This window comes from Pseudomonas moorei, from assembly GCF_042846945.1.
Taxonomy (GTDB): domain Bacteria; phylum Pseudomonadota; class Gammaproteobacteria; order Pseudomonadales; family Pseudomonadaceae; genus Aquipseudomonas; species Aquipseudomonas moorei.
This window is the reverse complement of record NZ_AP035776.1, coordinates 4,898,440-4,918,446: the sequence shown is the minus strand read 5'-3', so window position 1 is coordinate 4,918,446 and position 20,007 is coordinate 4,898,440. Positions and strand designations below refer to the sequence as shown.

At 60.4% G+C, this 20,007-nt stretch carries 14 protein-coding genes; 7 read left to right on the top strand and 7 right to left on the bottom strand.

Annotated elements, in window-relative coordinates; genetic code table 11:
* Window positions 1–144 precede the first annotated feature (144 nt).
* Window positions 145–5,040 (top strand): NAD-glutamate dehydrogenase, encoded by a 4,896-nt coding sequence (locus tag ACGJAX_RS23085; protein ID WP_247255769.1) that lies wholly within the window; start codon window positions 145–147, stop codon window positions 5,038–5,040.
* An 88-nt stretch (window positions 5,041–5,128) separates the two neighbouring features.
* Here ACGJAX_RS23085 and ACGJAX_RS23080 read toward each other — a convergent pair whose 3' ends face one another.
* The 5 genes from ACGJAX_RS23080 to ACGJAX_RS23060 all read right to left on the bottom strand — a co-directional run bounded on the left by ACGJAX_RS23080 (window position 5,129) and on the right by ACGJAX_RS23060 (window position 9,258).
* On the bottom strand, window positions 5,129–5,704 hold the full coding sequence (locus ACGJAX_RS23080) for a hypothetical protein (RefSeq protein ID WP_390956298.1): 576 nt from the start codon (window positions 5,702–5,704) through the stop codon (window positions 5,129–5,131).
* 146 nt (window positions 5,705–5,850) lie between these two features.
* Window positions 5,851–6,561 carry an ATPase gene (locus ACGJAX_RS23075; RefSeq protein ID WP_390956297.1) on the bottom strand — a complete coding sequence of 237 codons (711 nt, stop codon included), beginning with the start codon at window positions 6,559–6,561 and terminating at the stop codon, window positions 5,851–5,853.
* Between the two features lie 227 nt (window positions 6,562–6,788).
* Window positions 6,789–7,208, bottom strand: a complete 420-nt coding sequence (locus ACGJAX_RS23070) for a cupin domain-containing protein (protein ID WP_090320956.1) — start codon at window positions 7,206–7,208, stop codon at window positions 6,789–6,791.
* A gap of 199 nt (window positions 7,209–7,407) precedes the next feature.
* On the bottom strand, window positions 7,408–7,701 hold the full coding sequence (locus ACGJAX_RS23065; protein WP_090320959.1) for a putative quinol monooxygenase: 294 nt from the start codon (window positions 7,699–7,701) through the stop codon (window positions 7,408–7,410).
* A gap of 123 nt (window positions 7,702–7,824) precedes the next feature.
* Window positions 7,825–9,258 carry an aminotransferase class I/II-fold pyridoxal phosphate-dependent enzyme gene (locus tag ACGJAX_RS23060; protein ID WP_390956296.1) on the bottom strand — a complete coding sequence of 478 codons (1,434 nt, stop codon included), beginning with the start codon at window positions 9,256–9,258 and terminating at the stop codon, window positions 7,825–7,827.
* A 205-nt stretch (window positions 9,259–9,463) separates the two neighbouring features.
* Between ACGJAX_RS23060 and ACGJAX_RS23055 the strand changes: the two genes are divergently transcribed.
* The 6 genes from ACGJAX_RS23055 (at window position 9,464) to ACGJAX_RS23030 (ending at window position 14,708) form a co-directional block, all read left to right on the top strand.
* Window positions 9,464–9,904, top strand: a complete 441-nt coding sequence (locus ACGJAX_RS23055) for a carboxymuconolactone decarboxylase family protein (protein ID WP_090320965.1) — start codon at window positions 9,464–9,466, stop codon at window positions 9,902–9,904.
* 72 nt (window positions 9,905–9,976) lie between these two features.
* Window positions 9,977–10,957, top strand: coding sequence for a LysR family transcriptional regulator (locus ACGJAX_RS23050; protein ID WP_390956294.1), 981 nt, complete (start codon window positions 9,977–9,979; stop codon window positions 10,955–10,957).
* Between the two features lie 106 nt (window positions 10,958–11,063).
* Complete coding sequence (locus ACGJAX_RS23045) at window positions 11,064–11,585, top strand: GNAT family N-acetyltransferase (RefSeq protein ID WP_390956293.1); 522 nt, start codon at window positions 11,064–11,066, stop codon at window positions 11,583–11,585.
* A 112-nt stretch (window positions 11,586–11,697) separates the two neighbouring features.
* Window positions 11,698–12,192 carry a hypothetical protein gene (locus ACGJAX_RS23040; RefSeq protein ID WP_390956292.1) on the top strand — a complete coding sequence of 165 codons (495 nt, stop codon included), beginning with the start codon at window positions 11,698–11,700 and terminating at the stop codon, window positions 12,190–12,192.
* Window positions 12,193–12,558: 366 nt separating this feature from the next.
* Window positions 12,559–14,232, top strand: coding sequence for a nitrite/sulfite reductase (locus ACGJAX_RS23035; protein ID WP_390956290.1), 1,674 nt, complete (start codon window positions 12,559–12,561; stop codon window positions 14,230–14,232).
* The gene (locus ACGJAX_RS23030; protein WP_390956289.1) at window positions 14,229–14,708 is read left to right on the top strand and encodes a DUF934 domain-containing protein; all 480 of its coding nucleotides are present in this window, start codon (window positions 14,229–14,231) and stop codon (window positions 14,706–14,708) included. The genes ACGJAX_RS23035 and ACGJAX_RS23030 overlap by 4 nt, the downstream gene beginning before the upstream one ends.
* Window positions 14,709–14,889: 181 nt before the next feature.
* Here ACGJAX_RS23030 and ACGJAX_RS23025 read toward each other — a convergent pair whose 3' ends face one another.
* The gene (locus ACGJAX_RS23025; protein ID WP_390956288.1) at window positions 14,890–17,256 is read right to left on the bottom strand and encodes a tetratricopeptide repeat protein; all 2,367 of its coding nucleotides are present in this window, start codon (window positions 17,254–17,256) and stop codon (window positions 14,890–14,892) included.
* 159 nt (window positions 17,257–17,415) lie between these two features.
* Window positions 17,416–19,929, bottom strand: a complete 2,514-nt coding sequence (locus ACGJAX_RS23020; protein WP_390956287.1) for a fused MFS/spermidine synthase — start codon at window positions 19,927–19,929, stop codon at window positions 17,416–17,418.
* Window positions 19,930–20,007: the final 78 nt, after the last annotated feature.

Below are 20,007 nucleotides of genomic sequence, written 5' to 3'. Positions count from 1 at the left end.
TGACCTGAGTGTCTCGTCCAGCTTCACCCACCTGTCGTCCTGTTTCCTCTGCCCGAGAATCAGGAACAGGGTGACGGGTTGCCCCGAACAGGGGTTTTGCACGCGACGCTTCCATCAATAACAAGCCCAAGCGGAGTACCACAGATGGCGTTCTTCACCGCAGCCAGCAAAGCCGACTTCCAGCACCAACTGCAAGCGGCACTGGCGCAGCACATCAGTGAACAGGCACTGCCACAAGTGGCGCTGTTCGCTGAACAATTCTTCGGCATCATTTCCCTGGATGAACTGACCCAGCGTCGGTTGTCCGACCTCGCTGGCTGTACCCTTTCTGCGTGGCGCCTGCTTGAGCGCTTCGATCACGCGCATCCGCAAGTGCGCGTCTACAACCCCGATTACGAGCGTCATGGCTGGCAGTCGACCCACACCGCGGTCGAAGTGCTGCACCATGACCTGCCGTTCCTGGTCGACTCGGTGCGTACCGAGCTGAACCGTCGCGGTTACAGCATTCACACCCTGCAAACCACCGTGCTGAGCGTGCGTCGCGGCAGCAAGGGCGAGTTGCTGGAAATCCTGCCGAAAGGCACCCAGGGCGACGACATTCTGCAAGAGTCGTTGATGTACCTGGAAATCGACCGTTGCGCCAACACCGCCGAACTGAACGTGCTGACCAAAGAGCTGGAGCAAGTGCTCGGCGAAGTGCGCGTTGCGGTTGGCGATTTCGAGCCGATGAAGGCCAAGGTCCAGGAAATCCTTTCCAGCCTGGACAACAGCCAGTTCGCCGTCGATGCCGACGAGAAGAGCGAAATCAAGAGCTTCCTGGAATGGTTGGTGGGCAACCACTTCACCTTCCTCGGCTACGAAGAGTTCGTGGTGCGTGATGAAGCCGACGGCGGTCACATCGTCTACGACCAGGACTCTTTCCTGGGCCTGACCAAACTGCTGCGTACCGGCATGACCTACGATGAACTGCGCATCGAAGACTACGCCGTTAACTACCTGCGCGAGCCGAAACTGCTGACGTTCGCCAAGGCCGCGCACCCAAGCCGCGTGCACCGTCCGGCTTACCCGGACTACGTATCGATCCGTGAAATCGATGCCGACGGCAAGATCATCAAGGAATGCCGTTTCATGGGCCTGTACACCTCCTCGGTGTACGGCGAAAGCGTGCGTGCCATTCCGTACATCCGCCGCAAGGTCGAGGAAATCGAACGCCGTTCCGGCTTCCAGGCCAAGGCACACCTGGGCAAGGAACTGGCGCAGGTGCTCGAAGTGCTGCCGCGCGACGATCTGTTCCAGACCCCGGTGGACGAGCTGTTCAGCACCGTGATGTCGATCGTGCAGATCCAGGAACGCAACAAGATTCGCGTGTTCCTGCGCAAAGACCCGTACGGCCGCTTCTGCTACTGCCTGGCCTACGTGCCGCGTGACATCTACTCCACCGAAGTGCGCCAGAAGATCCAGCAAGTGCTGATGGATCGCTTGAAAGCCTCCGATTGCGAGTTCTGGACCTTCTTCTCCGAGTCCGTGCTGGCTCGCGTGCAGCTGATCCTGCGCGTCGACCCGAAAAACCGCATCGACATCGACCCGCTGCTGCTGGAAAAAGAAGTGGTGCAGGCCTGCCGCAGCTGGCAGGACGACTACGCCAGCCTGGTGGTTGAAAGCTTCGGCGAAGCCCACGGCACCAACGTGCTGGCCGACTTCCCGAAAGGTTTCCCGGCCGGTTACCGCGAGCGTTTCGCCGCCCATTCGGCTGTGGTCGACATGCAGCACCTGCTGAGCCTGAGCGAAAAGAATCCGCTGGTGATGAGCTTCTATCAGCCGCTGGGCCAGGTCTCCGGCCAGCGTGAGCTGCATTGCAAGCTGTACCACGCCGATACCCCGCTGGCACTGTCCGACGTGTTGCCGATCCTGGAAAACCTTGGCTTGCGCGTGCTGGGTGAGTTCCCGTATCGCCTGCGTCACACCAATGGCCGCGAGTTCTGGATTCACGACTTCGCGTTCACCGCCGCCGAAGGCCTGGAACTGGACATCCAGCAACTCAACGACACCCTGCAGGACGCGTTCGTCCACATCGTGCGCGGCGATGCCGAAAACGATGCGTTCAACCGTCTGGTGCTGACCGCCGGCCTGCCATGGCGTGATGTGGCGCTGCTGCGTGCCTACGCCCGCTACATGAAGCAGATTCGTCTGGGCTTCGACCTGGGCTACATCGCCAGCACCCTGAACAACCACACCGACATCGCTCGCGAGTTGACCCGGTTGTTCAAGACCCGTTTCTACCTGGCGCGCAAACTCACCAGCGACGATCTGGAAGACAAGCAGCAACGTCTGGAACAAGCGATCCTGAGCGCCCTGGACGACGTCCAGGTGTTGAACGAAGACCGTATCCTGCGTCGCTACCTGGACCTGATCAAGGCAACCCTGCGTACCAACTTCTACCAGACTGATGCGAACGGGCATAACAAGTCCTACTTCAGCTTCAAGTTCAACCCGCACCTGATTCCAGAGCTGCCAAAGCCGGTACCGAAGTTCGAAATCTTCGTTTACTCGCCGCGCGTCGAAGGCGTGCACCTGCGCTTCGGCAACGTGGCGCGTGGTGGCCTGCGCTGGTCCGACCGTGAAGAAGACTTCCGTACCGAAGTCCTGGGCCTGGTAAAAGCCCAGCAAGTGAAGAACTCGGTCATCGTGCCGGTGGGTGCGAAGGGTGGCTTCCTGCCACGTCGCCTGCCACTGGGCGGCAGCCGTGACGAGATCGCGGCCGAAGGCATTGCCTGCTACCGCATCTTCATTTCGGGTCTGCTGGACATCACCGACAACCTGAAAGACGGCGCCCTGGTGCCGCCGGCCAATGTCGTGCGTCATGACGACGATGACCCGTACCTGGTCGTGGCGGCGGACAAGGGCACTGCAACCTTCTCCGACATCGCCAACGGTATCGCCATCGACTACGGCTTCTGGCTGGGTGACGCGTTTGCGTCCGGTGGTTCGGCCGGTTACGACCACAAGAAAATGGGCATCACCGCCAAGGGCGCGTGGGTCGGCGTACAACGCCACTTCCGCGAGCGCGGCATCAACGTCCAGAAAGACAGCATCACTGTGGTCGGTGTCGGCGACATGGCCGGTGACGTGTTCGGTAACGGCTTGTTGATGTCCGACAAGCTGCAACTGGTCGCAGCGTTCAACCACCTGCACATCTTCATCGATCCGAACCCGAATCCGGCCACCAGCTTCGCCGAGCGTCAGCGTCTGTTCGATCTGCCGCGTTCGGCCTGGTCGGATTACGACACCAGCATCATGTCCGAAGGCGGCGGGATCTTCTCGCGCAGCGCGAAAAGCATCGCGATTTCCCCGCAGATGCAGGAACGCTTCGACATCCAGGCTGACAAGCTGACCCCGACCGAACTGCTCAACGCCTTGCTCAAGGCGCCGGTGGATCTGTTGTGGAACGGCGGTATCGGTACCTACGTCAAAGCCAGCACCGAAACCCACGCCGATGTCGGCGACAAGGCCAACGATGCACTGCGCGTGAACGGCAACGAACTGCGCTGCAAAGTGGTGGGCGAGGGCGGTAACCTCGGCATGACCCAGCTGGGTCGTGTGGAGTTCGGCCTCAATGGCGGCGGCTCCAACACCGATTTCATCGACAACGCCGGTGGCGTGGACTGCTCCGACCACGAAGTCAACATCAAGATCCTGCTGAACGAAGTGGTTCAGGCCGGTGACATGACCGACAAGCAACGCAACCAGTTGCTGGCGAGCATGACCGACGAAGTCGGCAACCTGGTACTGGGCAACAACTACAAGCAGACTCAGGCCTTGTCCCTGGCGGCCCGTCGCGCCTTGCCGCGCATTGCCGAGTACAAGCGTCTGATGAACGACCTGGAAGGTCGCGGCAAGCTGGATCGCGCCATCGAGTTCCTGCCGAACGAAGAGCAGATCAACGAACGCGTTGCCGCAGGCCATGGCCTGACCCGCGCCGAGCTGTCGGTATTGATCTCCTACAGCAAGATCGATCTCAAGGAGCAGTTGCTGAACTCCTTGGTGCCGGACGACGATTACCTGACCCGCGACATGGAAACCGCTTTCCCGCCGACTCTGGTGAGCAAGTTCTCCCAAGCCATGCGCCGTCATCGTCTGAAGCGCGAAATCGTCAGCACCCAGATCGCCAACGACCTGGTCAACCACATGGGCATCACCTTCGTTCAACGACTCAAAGAGTCGACCGGCATGAGCCCGGCGAACGTGGCCGGTGCTTACGTGATCGTGCGCGACATTTTCCATCTCCCGCACTGGTTCCGTCAGATCGAAGCCCTGGACTACCAGGTCTCCGCCGATGTGCAACTGGAGCTGATGGACGAGCTGATGCGTCTGGGCCGTCGCGCTACGCGCTGGTTCTTGCGCACCCGTCGCAACGAGCAGAACGCTGCCCGTGACGTCGCGCACTTCGGTCCGCATCTGGCAGCGCTGGGCCTCAAGCTCGACGAACTGCTGGAAGGCCCGACCCGCGAAGGCTGGCAGTCCCGCTACCAGGCCTACGTCGCTGCTGGCGTTCCTGAGTTGCTGGCGCGCATGGTTGCAGGCACTACTCACCTGTACACCTTGCTGCCGATCATCGAGGCCTCCGACGTGACCGGCCAGAACGCAGCGGACGTGGCCAAGGCCTACTTCGCCGTGGGCAGCGCGCTGGACATCACCTGGTACCTGCAACAGATCAGCGCTCTGCCGGTTGAAAACAACTGGCAGGCCCTGGCCCGTGAAGCGTTCCGCGATGACGTCGACTGGCAGCAACGTGCGATCACCATCTCGGTCCTGCAGCAGGGCGACGGCACCCAGGACGTGGAAACACGCCTGGAACTGTGGATGCAGCAGAACGAAAGCATGATCGAACGCTGGCGCGCCATGCTGGTGGAAATCCGTGCCGCCAGCGGCACTGATTACGCCATGTACGCGGTGGCCAACCGCGAATTGCTGGATCTGGCATTGAGCGGTCAAGCGGTGGTATCTGCCGCAGCGGTCGCCGAGCTGGAACCGGCGGCCTGATCAGGCGTTGAATGAAAAAGCCCCGCATCGAGAGATGCGGGGCTTTTTTATTCAAGGGTGGAAACGTGTCGGCCCATGGATCGATCACTCAGGTGTAGGGCGTGGAGCGTGCGGGTGTCGAGACGTGCCTTTCCAGAATTTGCAGATTGAACGTGACGACATCGCCGGACTCATCGGTGAAACAGGTGCTGTATGCCGGGTCGCGCCAGATTGCTTTTTTGATGATTCCGGCGTTGCGTGCTTTCAAGTAAAGGGTCGCTTGGGAGCTGCTCAAATCATCCAGAGTGATGATTTGATGAAAGCCGTTCAGTAAATGGAAGGAGGTGGTACTACCGCTGGAGGCCGGATAGGCGCCCAGCACGCCTTTTCCGCCCTTGCTGAAGTATTTTTGGTAGTAGGCTTCGTTCAGAATCTGCAGGTTGTAGTAGTCGTTATAACACTTGAAGTGGACGACCATGGCCTTGGATTTTCTACTGCCTGTACGGAGCATGGTTTGGGTGACAGGATCATAGGCTTCAAAGGTCGTCACTACATTTGGAGGTATGGGAGATCTGCTTCCACCCGGTTCGAAATGACCCGCGCTCAATACCTGGTCAAAAAATGTCATGTTGATTCCATCGCAAGTGATGCGGGCGATGAAGGATCTTTCCTGGTCTTTAGTCATGAAGACGTTCCTTGTCTATAGGGGATAATTGTTGGCGCCGTCGCGCGGAGCTGAAGATACCGCTATTTAAAATTCATGACGTTGATTAATTGTGAGCAAACTCTTCCTGTCCAGATTGGAGTTTGCTCACATTGATTTTCGCAGTTTCAATACGATTTTCGCTCTGTCGTGTTATCGAGCATCGAGACGTTACTTGTCGGGTTGGTCAATAAATTACTGAGCGACTGGTCAAACTTCTGCAGCGCTCTTACTTGCACATTCTGCTGTTCGTTAATATCCGCGACGATGTCTTCGCTGCGCTTGTAATCCGCCCATACCGGGCTCAACGCCTTGGCGTCCTGCCCTTGCGCAGTGCCGATGTAAGCCAGGTTGTTGTCGTAAAAGTCCACACTGACCTTCGCTTCGATGTCGGAGCTGCGCGATGTCATCAGCTGGCTGCGGCTGTCGACGATGCCGACCACCTCCGGCTTGGCCGCCATCAGGCTCCGCATGTCCGGGTACACCGTGACCGAGCCGAACTGGCGCTGCAACGAGGCCTTGACCCAATCCACCGCCAGATCGGGCTGGGAGGTGGCTACGTAGGCATCGTGAATCGGCTGCACCAGCAGGCTCTGGCCGAAACCGGTGCCGGCGTTGGCCTGGTAATTCTGTAAGTAGGCGCGGTTGGTTTGAGTATTGCGGCTGTAGACGATGCCCAGCGAAACGTTGTGGCCGTTGGGTATGCTCCGGGCATTACTGCGCCCAACGGGTTGCGTGAAAATGCCATCCACTGAAGATACCGCCGAAGGAGCGGTGGGTATTGAACAGCCGGCTATTAGCACGGTGACTGTCAGGGTACTGACAAGCGCAAGTTTCATGGTGTTTCTCCGGTGAAACAACATCAGTCGGAAAGTTAAATTGCCGGTTTTACTCGGCAGTCATTCCAGACTAAACCGCGAATTGACGATGAAATAGTCAATATCCGTAGTTATCAGGCGCCCAATAGTTTTGTTTGGTTTAAAGCGTTCGGGTTAATTGCCGACGGATATAAAAAGGCCCAAATCAATGATTCGGGCCTTTTTGTTTATGGCTGAACGTACAGCTATCAGTTTTCCAATGGGATCAGTACTTTCTCTTCTGGCGACAGCACCATGAACACCAATAGTTTTGCAGGCTTGGTTTTGCTGGCGTTTTTTGAAACCAGGTGCTCGGAACCGGCCGGTTCGTACCAATACTCACCGGCCTTGTAGGTCCGTTCTTTTTCGCCCTTGACCTGAGAAGTGATGGCCCCCGATAACACATAGGCCATGGCAGTGCCTTCATGCTTGTGCGCAATGGAGGATTGCCCCGGCTGGTAGTCGACTTCGATCATCAGGGCTTTCTTGCCAGGTGCGTTTTGCAGCATTTGATCTTGCAGCACAGTGACCTTTTCCGAATGATCACTGGCTTCATGGGCGAATGCCGAGGCGGAAACGGTCAGGGCCAAGGCAACAAAAGGGGCAGTACATAGGCGCAAAACGTTCATGGTTCATTACCTGCAATGGGTGAGTTGTCCGGAACCAATCTAGTGCGCCACCCACCCCAAACAAACAGCCAATATTCGGGAAGTCCAGGGGACCAATATCAGGTCTTCAGACAAAAAAAGATCGCAGCCCCCGGCACCTTCTACAGAGGTACCCATGCCCTGTAGAAAATGCCGAAAGCTGCGATCTTTAATCGTGTTCTTAACGAATCGGAAAACTGTTGAAGTCGACAGCGTTGGCCAGCTGGCAATCGATCAGGTCGATGAATCCCTGCACTTGAGGGCTGTTGAAATGCGATTGCATGGCCGCTTCCGATTGCCAATGGGCGCTGACGGTCCAGCGATTACTGTCGTCGGGGCAACGGTCGACCATGTAGGACTCACAACCCGGAAGTTCGCGCAGGGTTTCGACAATTTTTTGCAGTTGCTTACCCAGTTCGTCCGAGCGACCAGCGACGGCTTTTACCTTGACGGTATTGATCATTTGGTTGGGCATTGCTCACACTCCTGAATCAGGCCGGACGAATCCTGCTCATTGAGAGATAACGCCTATGCAGGATAGGCCTGCACCCCGGGACCACCAATAGCCAATCGCCGGATAAAGTCGCAGACCAATCCGTCAGGCGACTTGCTGCAAGATGTCCCGCAGGCGATCCAGGGCGATGTCGATGTCCAGGGTTTCAATGGCGCCAAAACCGAGGAAAAGCCCGGCCAGCGGCGCCTGCTGGTAGAAAAAGCTGTCGATGGGGTAGAGCCCGACTTCGACTTTTTTCGCCAGTTCGATCACCAACGGGACATCAATCGGCACTTTGCACAGCACCACCATGTGGAAACCGGCCGTGGTCGGCACCGCTTCAAGCCATGGCGAGAGGTCGGTGGCGATGCGCGCCAGTATCCGATCCCGTCGACCGGCGTAGATCGTGTGACAACGGCGAATGTGCTTGAGCAGGCAGCCTTCGGCGATGAACTTGGCCAGCGCCCATTGCGGCAGGGTCGAGGTGTGAAGGTCGGTGAGCTGCTTGGCACGCACCACCGCATCGAGAATCGCCGGCGGCAGAATCGCATAACCCAGCCGCAACTCCGGCAACAGGGTTTTCGAGAAGGTCCCGACGTAGGCGACGATCCCGCGTTCATCCATGCTTTGCAGCGAATCTGTGGGCCGGCCCTCATAGCGGAATTCGCTGTCGTAGTCGTCTTCGATGATGATTGCCCCCAGCTCGTGGGCCTTGGCCAGCAACGCCACGCGCCGTTCCTGGCTCATGGGCATGCCCAGCGGGAACTGGTGCGACGGGGTCACATAAATCAGCCGCGTGCCAAGGGGGATCTTGTCCACCTGAATGCCTTCGCCATCCACTGGTACGCCGATCACCGTGGCACCGTGGGTGCCGAACAACAGGCGTGCTGGCGGGTAACCGGGGTCTTCCATGGCGACGATGCTGCCAGGGCGGGTCAGTACCCGGGCAATCAGGTCCAGGGCCTGTTGGGCGCCGTTGCACACCACCACGTCTTCATCCTGGCAATTGACCCCGCGAGAAAATGCGATGTGCCGGGCGATGGCATTGCGCAGCGCCGGCAGGCCTTCCGGCAGGCTGTAGAAACCTTTGGAGGCGGAGATCTGCCGCAAGGCGTGGGAGGTGCAGCGCCGCCAGTCGTCCTGGGGAAACTGGCCCTTGCTGGTGGCGCCACCAATGAAGTCGTAGCGCAGCGAGCCTTCCAGTGTCGGGTGGCGCAGAAATACTGGCAGGTTGCACCAGGATTCAATGACCTCGAAACCGGCCAGTTCCGAATGGCTCTGTTTACGCTCGACTTTCGAAGCCCGGGCGTTGACATAGGTGCCTTTGCCGATCACCCCGGTCAGGAAGTTTTCGTAGGTCAGTTGAGCATAGGTGTCGGAAATGGTCTTGCGCGAAATGCCCAGTTGCTCGGCCAGCAGGCGACTGGGCGGCAGCTGCGTACCGGCTGCCAGACGTCCGGACTCGATCGCGCTGCGCAGTTGGTTGTACAGCTGACCGGCCAGGTCCTTGCGGCCATTGATGACAACATGTAGTTCCATACCGGCCAAACTCCGGGGCAATTGGGGCGCGTGTGCGTCGCGCAAGATTACCCTCATCCGGCGCTTGTGCAGAAGTTGCGTGGCGGAAAAACCGTCGATTGGTCTGGAGACGGGTGGTCCACGGTTTTTCCGTCGAATTGGACCTGTAACGCACAGGCAACAACGGATAACGTCAATTGCACATCCGTGCTGCACGAGGCCCGCCATGAACCCCCGTCTGGATTACTACAGCGCGTCACCCAAGGCGATGAAAGCCATGATCGCGATGGAGGCCTTGACCAGCAGCTTGAGCATCGAGCCGGCGCTGCTGCACCTGATCAAGATCCGTGCGTCACAGCTCAACGGCTGTGCGTTCTGCACCGACATGCATTCGGTGGATGCCCGGCGCCTGGGCGAAACCGATCGGCGCCTGTATTCCATTGTGGTATGGCGTGACAGCAACTTCTTCAACCCGCGCGAACGGGCGGCCCTGGCCTGGACCGAGGCCGTGACCCTGCTTGCCGAAAGCCATGTGCCGGACGATGTCTATGAGCAGGCGCGAGCGCAATTCAGTGAAGCTGAGCTGGTCGACCTGACCATCGCCGTCACCACCATCAACAGCTGGAATCGGCTGGCGGTGAGTTTCCGGCAAAGCCCCAGTACCTGATCGGTTTGTCATACGGCTTTCATGAAGGGTGCGCAGGATGGATTGCACCGATAGACGGACAGGGAGTCATCGATGTCAATCATGGAAGCCGGCAGCCGTCGGCGCATTGCCGAGCACTGCGCAGCCATCGAGAAAAGCGTTTCCTGGCGGACACTGGCGGCGGATCTCGATCCGGTGCTGGCCCAGTGTTTCAGTGTCACCGCTCGTTGTGGCTGTTTCATGCAGGCGGCACGGAGCCTCAATATCAAGGCGACCCGGCTGCGCAAGCAATTGGCGCAGCTGGAAACACAGCTGCAGTGTTCGTTGTTCAGCCCCTCGGACAATGGCGTTACCCTCAGTCGTGACGGGCTGCAGCTGCATTCGCAATTGATCGCACTGGCCCACGAGCGCGACTTGCCGGTGATCGAGCAACCGCTGGTGCGCCTGGCTGTCGCCGAATCGATCCTGCACGACATTCTCGGGCGTGACCTGGTGGCCTTGCTGCGGCGCAACGCCAGCGTGCGCCTGGACATCATCAACCTCGACAGCGAACTGTCACTGCGAGCGGTCAGTGCCGATGTGGTGTTGTGGTTGGCCGGCACCGACTCGCCGCTACCCGGCCCGAGTTTTGCCATCAGCGAACCCCGGCGCCTGGCGCGTCTGGACTACCTGCCGCACATCGCCAAACGTTACTCAAGGGTTGCTTCGCGCCCGGACAGTCTCGATGACCTGGCCGATTTCCTGCTGGTGCAGTGGCAGCATGATCGGCAGTTCGACTGTTTTCGCCCGTGGAACAACCTGGTAGACCAGCGCCTGGCCGGGGTGGTGCAGTTGCATTCCTATGAACTGATGCTGGAAATGATCCGTTGCAGCGCCTGCATCGGCCTCTTGCCCGGCTACATGAGCCGTTTCGACCGTGGCTTGATCGGTTTGCCAGGGCTGTTCAATGCACCGATGCAGCGTCAGGTCTGGCTGGCGGTGAATGTCCACTCCGAGGGGGATGCGCAGGTGCAGATGATCGTCGAGTTGATCAACAGCACCTTCAACGAGCGCCGGGACTGGTTCGAAGGTTGAGCCCGATCAAACTGCGGGAGCGAGCCTGCTCCCACAGGGGGCTCGCCAGCCGGGAAGGATGCGATATAGAGTGAGCGGCCGTGTCTGTATCAAGGATGAGTCACCCATGCCCGCCATCGATCCTGTCATCACCCTCGAACGCTTCAACGAATCCCACATCGAAGGCATCACCGCGCTTTACCACGACCCCATGGTCGCCCGGCAGACGCTGCAAATGCCGTTTCCGTCCCGCGAGACCTGGCGCAAACGCCTGGCTTCGGACAACGAACGAATCATTCAATTGGTGGCGCTGCACCAGGGCGCCGTTATCGGCAGCATCACCCTTGAGCAGTTTTCACGTGTCCGTCGCGGCCATGCCGGTACGTTCGGCATGGGTGTCGCGCAGGCGTGGCAGGGCAAGGGCGTCGGCACCCAACTGTTGGCGGCGGCGCTGGATATCGCCGATGACTGGATGAATCTGCGGCGGATCGAACTGTCCGTCTATGCCGACAACGAAGCGGCCATCGGCCTGTATCGCAAATTCGGCTTTGAAACCGAAGGGGTCTTGCGCGATTACGCGGTGCGTGACGGGGTTTTCGTCGATACCTTGAGCATGGCGCGCCTGCGTCGTCCACCCAAGGCCGGTTGAATCAGCGGTTCAGGACAACGCCAGTGCCGCTCGTGCTTTTAGTCGTACGCCCGCGGCGCGCTTCTGCCATGCTCAAGGTCCGCAGCACCGCTTCAACCAAAGGAACACCGCGATGGACGACGTACAGCAACTGGGCGAGATGCTTCGTCATTACGCAGACAGCGAAGCGCACAAGAAGCAACTGTTCGAAACGCAATCGGCCGAGTGGGCCAAGTGCATTGGCGAGTTGTTCGATCAGATCCAGCAGTGGCTGGAACCCGTCAAGGCGCCGAATCTGCTGGAGGTCAGTCGTGAAGCCTATGTCGCATCGGGGCCGAGCGTTCCGGTGGAAACCTCCACCTTCAATACCGAAAAACTGAGCATCCTGATCGCCGGCAAACCGGTGGAGTTCGTGCCGGATGTGATGGGTGTCGGCGGGCAGATTTCAGTGGCGGTAATGGGCTTTACCGCTGCACGCTACGGCAGTGTTTCGCTGGTTTGCCTGCCGCCGTCGGACGGCTGGCAATGGCGCAAGACCAATGGCTTGAAGGACCCGGATACCTTCGCCTTCGATGCGAACTTTCTGGCGCAGCAGTTGCAGAGCCTCATCCCCCGCGAGCGCAACTGAATTCACTGAGCGATGCACAGGGGTGGGCCGTTGTCTCAGAGTTCGAGGTGACCCACGGTTGCAATGCCGTGCACTGTAGAAACCGGGGTGCAAATAAAACAGGCTCAGGAAAAGTTCATTAGTGCGGATCAGATTGAAAATGACCATGGCCTGGATGATCCATCTCTGATACGGCTTTTAAACCAATATCTGAATCTGTAATGAAAATCAGCGTCGGCCCATAGTGCTACCTCCTGTAGGAGCGAGCTTGCTCGCGATGGGCGTCAACGATGACGCGGGCTGTCTGGATGCCCCGTTGCCTGTGCGTTTTTCGCGAGCAGGCTCGCGCCTGCAGGGTGATGTGCCAAATCCTGATGAGGTAGCCACATGTATCAGTACGACGACTATGACCGGGCGCTGGTGTTCGAGCGGGTTGCGCAGTTTCGCGATCAGGTCGAGCGCTTCATCGCGGGGGAACTGAGCGAGGAAGAGTTCCTGCCGCTACGCCTGCAGAATGGCCTGTACATGCAGAAACACGCCTACATGCTGCGGGTGGCCATCCCTTACGGCACCCTGAGCGCCCGGCAGATGCGCACGCTGGCAAGCATCGCCCGCGACTACGACCGTGGTTACGGCCACTTCACCACGCGGCAGAACATGCAGTTCAACTGGATCGAACTGGCCGAAGTGCCGGATATCCTCGAACGCCTGGCCCGGGTGGACATGCACGCGATCCAGACCTCCGGCAACTGCGTGCGCAACATCACCACCGAAGCCTTTGCCGGGGTCGCGGCCGACGAAATGATCGACCCGCGCCCGCTGGCGGAAATCCTGCGGCAGTGGTCGACCATCAACCCGGAATTCCTGTTCCTGCCGCGCAAGTTCAAGATCGCCATTTGCTCGGCCGAGCAGGATCGGGCGGCGATCATGATGCATGACATCGGCCTCTATCTTTACCCTGGCAGCGATGGGCAAATGCTCCTGCGGGTCATCGTCGGCGGTGGATTGGGGCGCACGCCGATCCTCGGTTTGCAGATCCGTGAAGGCTTGCCGTGGCAGCATTTGCTGTCCTACGTCGAGGCGGTGTTGCGGGTCTACAACCGCCATGGCCGGCGAGACAACAAGTACAAGGCGCGGATCAAGATTCTGGTCAAGGCCCTGGGCATCGAGGCGTTCGCCCGGGAAGTCGAGGAAGAATGGCAGTACCTGCGGGACGGGCCGGCACAGTTGACCGAAGACGAGTACGAGCGCGTGGCCAGTGCCTTCGTCGCGCCGCCCTACCGCGAACGGGCAGACACCCACCTGGATTTCGGCACACAGTTGAGCGCGCACCCGGCCTTCGCCCGTTGGGTGCAGCGCAATGTGCAGGCGCACAAGGTGCCGGGCTATGCCAGCGTGGTGCTGTCGACCAAACCCGGCAGTGCCGCGCCGCCGGGCGATGTCACCAGCGAACAGATGGAGGCGGTGGCCGAATGGGCCGAGCGCTTCGGGTTCGCCGAGATCCGCATTGCCCACGAACAGAACATCGTCCTGCCGGACGTGCCCAAGGCCGATCTGTTCGCGCTCTGGCGCCTGGCTTGCGAGCACAACCTGGGCAGCGCCAACGTCGGCTTGCTGACCGATATCATCGCCTGTCCCGGTGGCGACTTCTGCGCACTGGCCAACGCCAAGTCGATCCCCATCGCCCAGGCCATTCAGGCGCGTTTCGACGACCTCGACTACCTGCACGACCTCGGTGACATCAGCCTCAATATTTCGGGCTGCATGAACGCCTGTGGGCACCATCACATCGGCAACATCGGCATCCTGGGGGTCGATAAGAACGGCAGCGAGTGGTACCAGATCACCCTCGGTGGGGCCCAGGGCAAGAACAGTGCGCTGGGCAAGGTCATCGGCCCGTCCTTCAGCGCCGCCGAAGTGCCCGGGGTGATCGAGCACATCATCGATACCTTTGTGCGTTACCGCGAGAGCGAGGAGCTGTTCGTCGATACCTTGCAGCGCATCGGCCTGGAACCGTTCAAAGAGGCGGTTTATCCGAAAACGCTGGAGGTATCGGCATGAACAATCTGTTGCGTCTGCAAGAGGGCGTGGCGCGGATTATAGAGGACGACCCATGGATGCTGGTCCGGGACCTGGAGGCGCCATTGCCGGCGGGCAAGCTGATCCTGCCCCTGGCCCGTTGGCTGGAAAACCCTCGGCAACACGCGTTGTGGCTCGGGCCGGACGATGACGTGGAGAGCCTCAAGCCGTGGTTGGCCGCGCTGCCGCTGATCGCCGTGGATTTTCCGAGTTTCCGCGATGGTCGCGGCTACAGCCAGGCGTACTTGCTGCGCACTCGATTGGGCTGGACGGGCGAGTTGCGTGCCATCGGTGACGTGCTGCGCGATCAGCTCAGCCACATGCGTCAATGCGGCTTCGACAGCTTCGCGGTGCGGGCGGATAAGTCTGCCGAGGATGCGTTGAAAGGATTGGCCGGCATGAGCGTGCTTTACGGTCGTTCGGTGATAGAACCGCGGCCGTTGTTTCGGCGGCGGTGACGCCAAACCTGTGGGAGCGAGCCTGCTCGCGATGAGGTCCGTTCAGACAAGACTGATGTTGAATGTCAGACCGCTATCGCGAGCAGGCTCGCTCCTACAGGTTGATCATTGGCCGGCATAAAAGCCATGCAGACGCTGATCTCCCTGTTGCCCGCGAAGGGGCCTCTGGATCAGCCCACAATCACTTCAACGCCGGATCGCCCATGTTCATTTTCTTCCAGCCCTGCAACAGCACCTGTGCTTTCGGTTCCTGTCCGTTGTTCAGGTAGTACTGGATCAACGCCAGGCGCGCATTGCGGTTGGCCGGCTGCACTTTCAATAGCCGTTCCAGTTCTTCGCACGCCTCATCGACTTTGCCGCTGTCGTGCAGCGCCACAGCCAGCACGTAGCCAAACTGGGCACTCTGCGGTTCCAGTTGCGCGGCTTTGCGCAAGAACGGCATTGCCTGGGCGGACTGGCCCGCGCGTACCAGCGACAAGCCCTGGGTATGTTGCAGCAAGGCGGCGTCCGGGTGCTCTTTGAGGCTTTGCGCCAACAGCGCCTGCGCTTCCTGTCCGCGGCCATTGGCCTCCAGCCACTGCACCAGCGTCACCAGTGCGGGGTAGAAGCCTGGATCACGCTTGAGCGCGGTTCGCAGTAAGCCTTCGACCTCGTCACTGCGCCCGCTGGCCTGATACAGCATGGCCAGGTTGAGGTTGGATTCGGCACGTTCGGCCAGACTCTTTTGCACGCTTTCGTACTCGGCGATGGCGACCTCCCAATGGGCCCGGGCACTGCCCAGACCCGTGTTCGCGACGCTGAGCAAGTCCCGGGCCGCGGCAATGCGCACGGCCTTCACCGGATCGCTGAGCAACGGCGACAGCAAGGCGGCGCGTTCTTCGGGCGGCAGGAACGCACTGATGGCGTGGACTGCGCTTTCCCGTACTTGTGGCGCCGGATGGCTCAGGTCCCTGGTCGCCAGTTTCAACGCCTGCTCGCTTGGATACAGCGGCAGCTCGGCGAGCAGGGTCGCCCGTTGAATCGCCGGCAGGTTGCTGCGTTGCAGTTGCTCGTAGAGCGCCTGCGCCGCGCCTGGCTGACCGTTGCGAATCAGCCACAGGCTTTCGTCGTAGCGCGGGGCCTGGACGGGGCTGGCGTTGGCGGTGTTCCACAGCTTGAACTGCTCGGTGACCTTGTCGCCAGCCTTGCCCTGGTGGCAGCTCAGGCAGGCGTCCGGTGTACCGAGTCTTGCCGCACGCTCGGGGTTGGGAATACTGAAACTGTGGTCATGGCGGAAGTCATTGCCCATGTAGAACTTGCCGGGCATGTGGCAATCCACGCATTGCGATCCCGGTTGGCCCATGGCGTGACGGGTGTGTTCGATGGAGTCGTAGTTCTTCGCTTGCAGGCCCTTGCCATCGACGGTTTGCACGGTCGTCTTGCCGGCGGTGTTGTGACATTGCAGACAGACGCCGTTACCCGGCGCCTTGAGCTCGGCGCTGTGCGGGTTGTGGCAATTGCTGCAGCGCACCCCCTTGTCGAACATCTTGCTCTGGGCGAAGGAGCCGTGTTCGAACACTTCGTCCTTGATCTTGCCGTCCAGGGCATACAGCTCGCGGGTCAGCGGGCTCGGCAGGTAGTCATCCATCAAGCGCTTGCCAACGGTGTAGCCGTCGTCCAATGGCGCGCGGCGCGAGTGGCAGCGGGCGCAGGTCTCGATTTCGACGGTGGCGTTCTTGTCCTTGAGATCGACGGCAAAACCGGCGTGGATCAGGTCGGTCTTTTTCGCGGTCCATTCCAGGTGGTTCGAGGCCGGGCCATGGCACGCCTGGCAGCCGACCCCGAGGCTGTTCCACTGGCTGTCGAAGGTGTTTTTCGCCGCATCGAAATTGCGCTTGAAACCGGTGGTGTGGCACTCAATGCACATGAAGTTGGCGTTTTGGCTCGGTTTGCTCCAGTGCAGCGGGTCCTTGAAAGTCACGCCCTGGCCCGGATAGAGATGAAACCAGCGGTGTTTCTCGGTATCCCAGGCCACGCCCAGGGCTTGCAGGCGACCTTCGCCGACCTCGATCAAATACTGCTGCAAGGGCGCAATGCCGAAGGTGTAGGCCACCTTGAAGTCGGCATTCTTGCCGTCGCTGCCGGGGGTGTTGACCCAGAAACCGTCGTCCTTGTGCGAAAAACGGGTGGTTTCGTTTTCCGCCTTGAAGGTGACGTTGTTGAAATCACCGAGCATGGTTTCGGTGTTGGCCGGTTGTATCGCCAATTGGTGATGGGAGCCTTGCCAGTCCTTGACCTGCGCGCTGTGGCAGCCCTGGCATTGTTGCTCATCGACCATTTTGGCCGGCGCCAGGGCAACGGGCTGCGGTGGCGGCTTGACCGGTTCAACGGCGGCCTTGCTGACCGGTGCGTAGGTCACGGGTGCCGGATTGCCGCTGAACAGAAACCAGCCGATGCCTGCGACCGCCAACAGCAAAATGCCGATGGTGGCGGGAAACAGGTAGCGATTGATCAGGTTCGGTTGCGAATCAGAGCTTGTGTTTGCAGCTTTATTTTTATGTTTCGGCATTGCGACTTCCGTGGTCCAGGTGCGTTTGCCGTCAGGCGCGCGTTCAGCGAGAGGCAGCTTTGCCGGATGGCCGGCGTCTGTCAAATGACGCTTGTGATCTTGTGGGAGTGAGCTTGCTCCGGGCTGCGTACCGACGATGGCGGTTTGAAAATTGCCGGATCACTCCCCGCCAAACCAGCGGAAATACGGGTTGCCGCCATCCCCGCGCATCACCTCGCGAGCATCCCTGACCCAGGCATCACGGTCACCCTCGTAGGCATGCAGGCTGGCCCGATAGAGCTGCATCAGGCGTTGCTGGTGGGTGTTCATCCGCTCGATGAAACCTGCGTCGGCGTTGACCAGGGGCGGGGCACTGCGCAGATTCAGCAGCGCCGGAAGCACGCGGGTAATTTCCTTGTCCCGTACCCAGGGGGCGTATTCGATTCGTGGTTGATCGTCGGTCACCGGTGGCGCATCCGCAGCGAAGTGTTCAAGGCCGGCACGATCGGTGACCCAGGTCGCCAGCAGCGCGGCCGCCGAGCCGATACCGACATCCTGCAAGGTGCTGCGCACGCTGTCCTGCTGGAAGCGCGCGCTGATTTTCGCCGCATCTAGTTCCATCGGCTCCAGCGAACCCACCAGCAGCATCTCGTGGAACTCGCTGGTCCACAGGGTGGCGTAGGGGAAGACATCAAGGAAACTGCGCACCAGCGAGCGTGAGTCGTCGATGTTTTGCGTCGGCAACGGCAGCCATTGGGCGACCAGGCCCTGTTTCTGCAAACGGCTGGCCGCCAATTGATAAAAGTCCCGGGAATACAGATTGACCACGCCGGCAGCGGACGGCGGTGGTGGTTCGAGGGTGATCAGGTCGTAGGGCTGCGGGTTGCGCAGCAGTTCCTGGCGACCATCGCGCAGTCGGACATCGACACCGGGATCGCTGGCGGCATTGAAGTTGCCCTTGAACAAGGGCGCAGCCTTGACCACCGAGGGCAACAGTTCGGCGACGACGCGATGTTCCAGGCCCGGATAGCGGGTCAAGGCGCCTGCGGTGATCCCGGTGCCGAACCCGATCACCAGCGCCGAGCGCGGTTCTCCGTTGTGGATCAGCAGCGGCAACAATGCCTGGATGCGCATGTAGCGCAGGGACGGCATGGCGTCGCCGGTGTTGGACACGCCCTGGATGTAGAGGCGCTGGAAGGCTTTCTGGCCTTTGCCCTGGGTGACCACGGCAACCGTGCCACCTCGACCTTCCTCATAAAACGCCAAGGTGCCGTTGCGGGCACCGGGCAGCAGGCTGGCCAGTTTGTCGACCGGGGTCAGCAGTGCCAGCACCACCGATAACAGTCCGACCGCGACCACGCCCTGACGCCGGCCTTTCTTGACCCCATGACCCTTGCGCACGGCGAAGTAGCCGATCCCGGCGGCGATGATCGCCAGCAAGCCAAGAGTCCGCACCAGCCCCAGCAAGGGGATCAGCACAAAGCCGCAGAGCATCACCCCGATAATCCCGCCCAGGGTATTGAACGCCACGACTTCTCCAACATGGCGCCCCACATGGTCGCGCCCGACGCTCAAGCGCAGTGCCACGGGAAACGCCGCGCCGAGCAGCACGGTCGGCACGAACACGATGCTCAGGGCCGCGACCGCAAAGCGTGCGCTCATGCCCAGTAACTCACTGGCGCCCAACGACAGCACCCAGGCTTCGACCAGGCTCTGGGCGAGCACCAGCCAGCGCCCGAGCACGGCGATTTCCAGCAATGCGATCACTCCGGCGCCGGCGATCAGCAGGCCGAATACACCCCAGGGATCGCGCAGCCGATCAACCCGTCGAGCGAGCAGCGCGCTGCCCAGGAACAGCCCGGTAAGGTACGTCGCCAGCACCACGGCAAAGGCATAGGTGCGCGTGCTCATGAACTGCACGATGGACTGTGACCACACCACTTCGTAGCCAAGAGCCACGCCACCGGCAATCGAATACAGCCACAGGGCCAGGCGATCCGGTGCCTTGTCCGTGTGGTGTTTGACCGGTGCTTCAACCGGCAGTGAACGATGGCGCTGGAACCACAAGGCCCCGGCAGCGGCCAGCAGGTTCAGCATCGCGGCAGCCAGGGCACTGCCGCGCACGCCGAGGGTGGCGATCAGCACGAACGCCGCGAGCAGGGTGCCAGCGATGGCGCCGGCGGTATTCGCCGCATACAAGTGTCCGCCAGCCTTGCCCAATTGTTGCGGGTGACTGGCCAACGAACGAACCAGCACGGGTAAAGTGCCACCCATCAACAGAGCGGGAATGCCCACCAGGGCAAACGGCAACACCCAGGCCAGCAGACCGATGTGCTGTTCCAGCCAGGCGAAAGGACTGGCCGCCAGGCTCATGGCGAAGGTTGCGCCGACGCCGAGCACCGCCACCAGCACTTCCAGCCCGGCATACAGCAGCACCGGTTGCTGCAAGCGGTCCGCCCAGCGGCCGAACAGCAAGCCCCCCAGGGCCAGGCCTGCAAAAAACGCACTGATGCCGGTGGTGATGGCGTACACCTCGACGCCCACCACCAGCGACAGTTGTTTGATCCACAGCACCTGATACACCAGTGCCGCGGCACCGGAGACGAACAGCAACAGGGCGGGGAACAACAGCGCCGGGGAGGCGACGTGAGGGGCAGGTATGGCCGACGACTTGCTGGCGACACGTGATGACATGGGGCTGATGCCTTGTACGATTTTCGGATTGAAAAAAATCTGTAGGCGCTGGCTCAGACACTCTGTCTGTCGACCGGA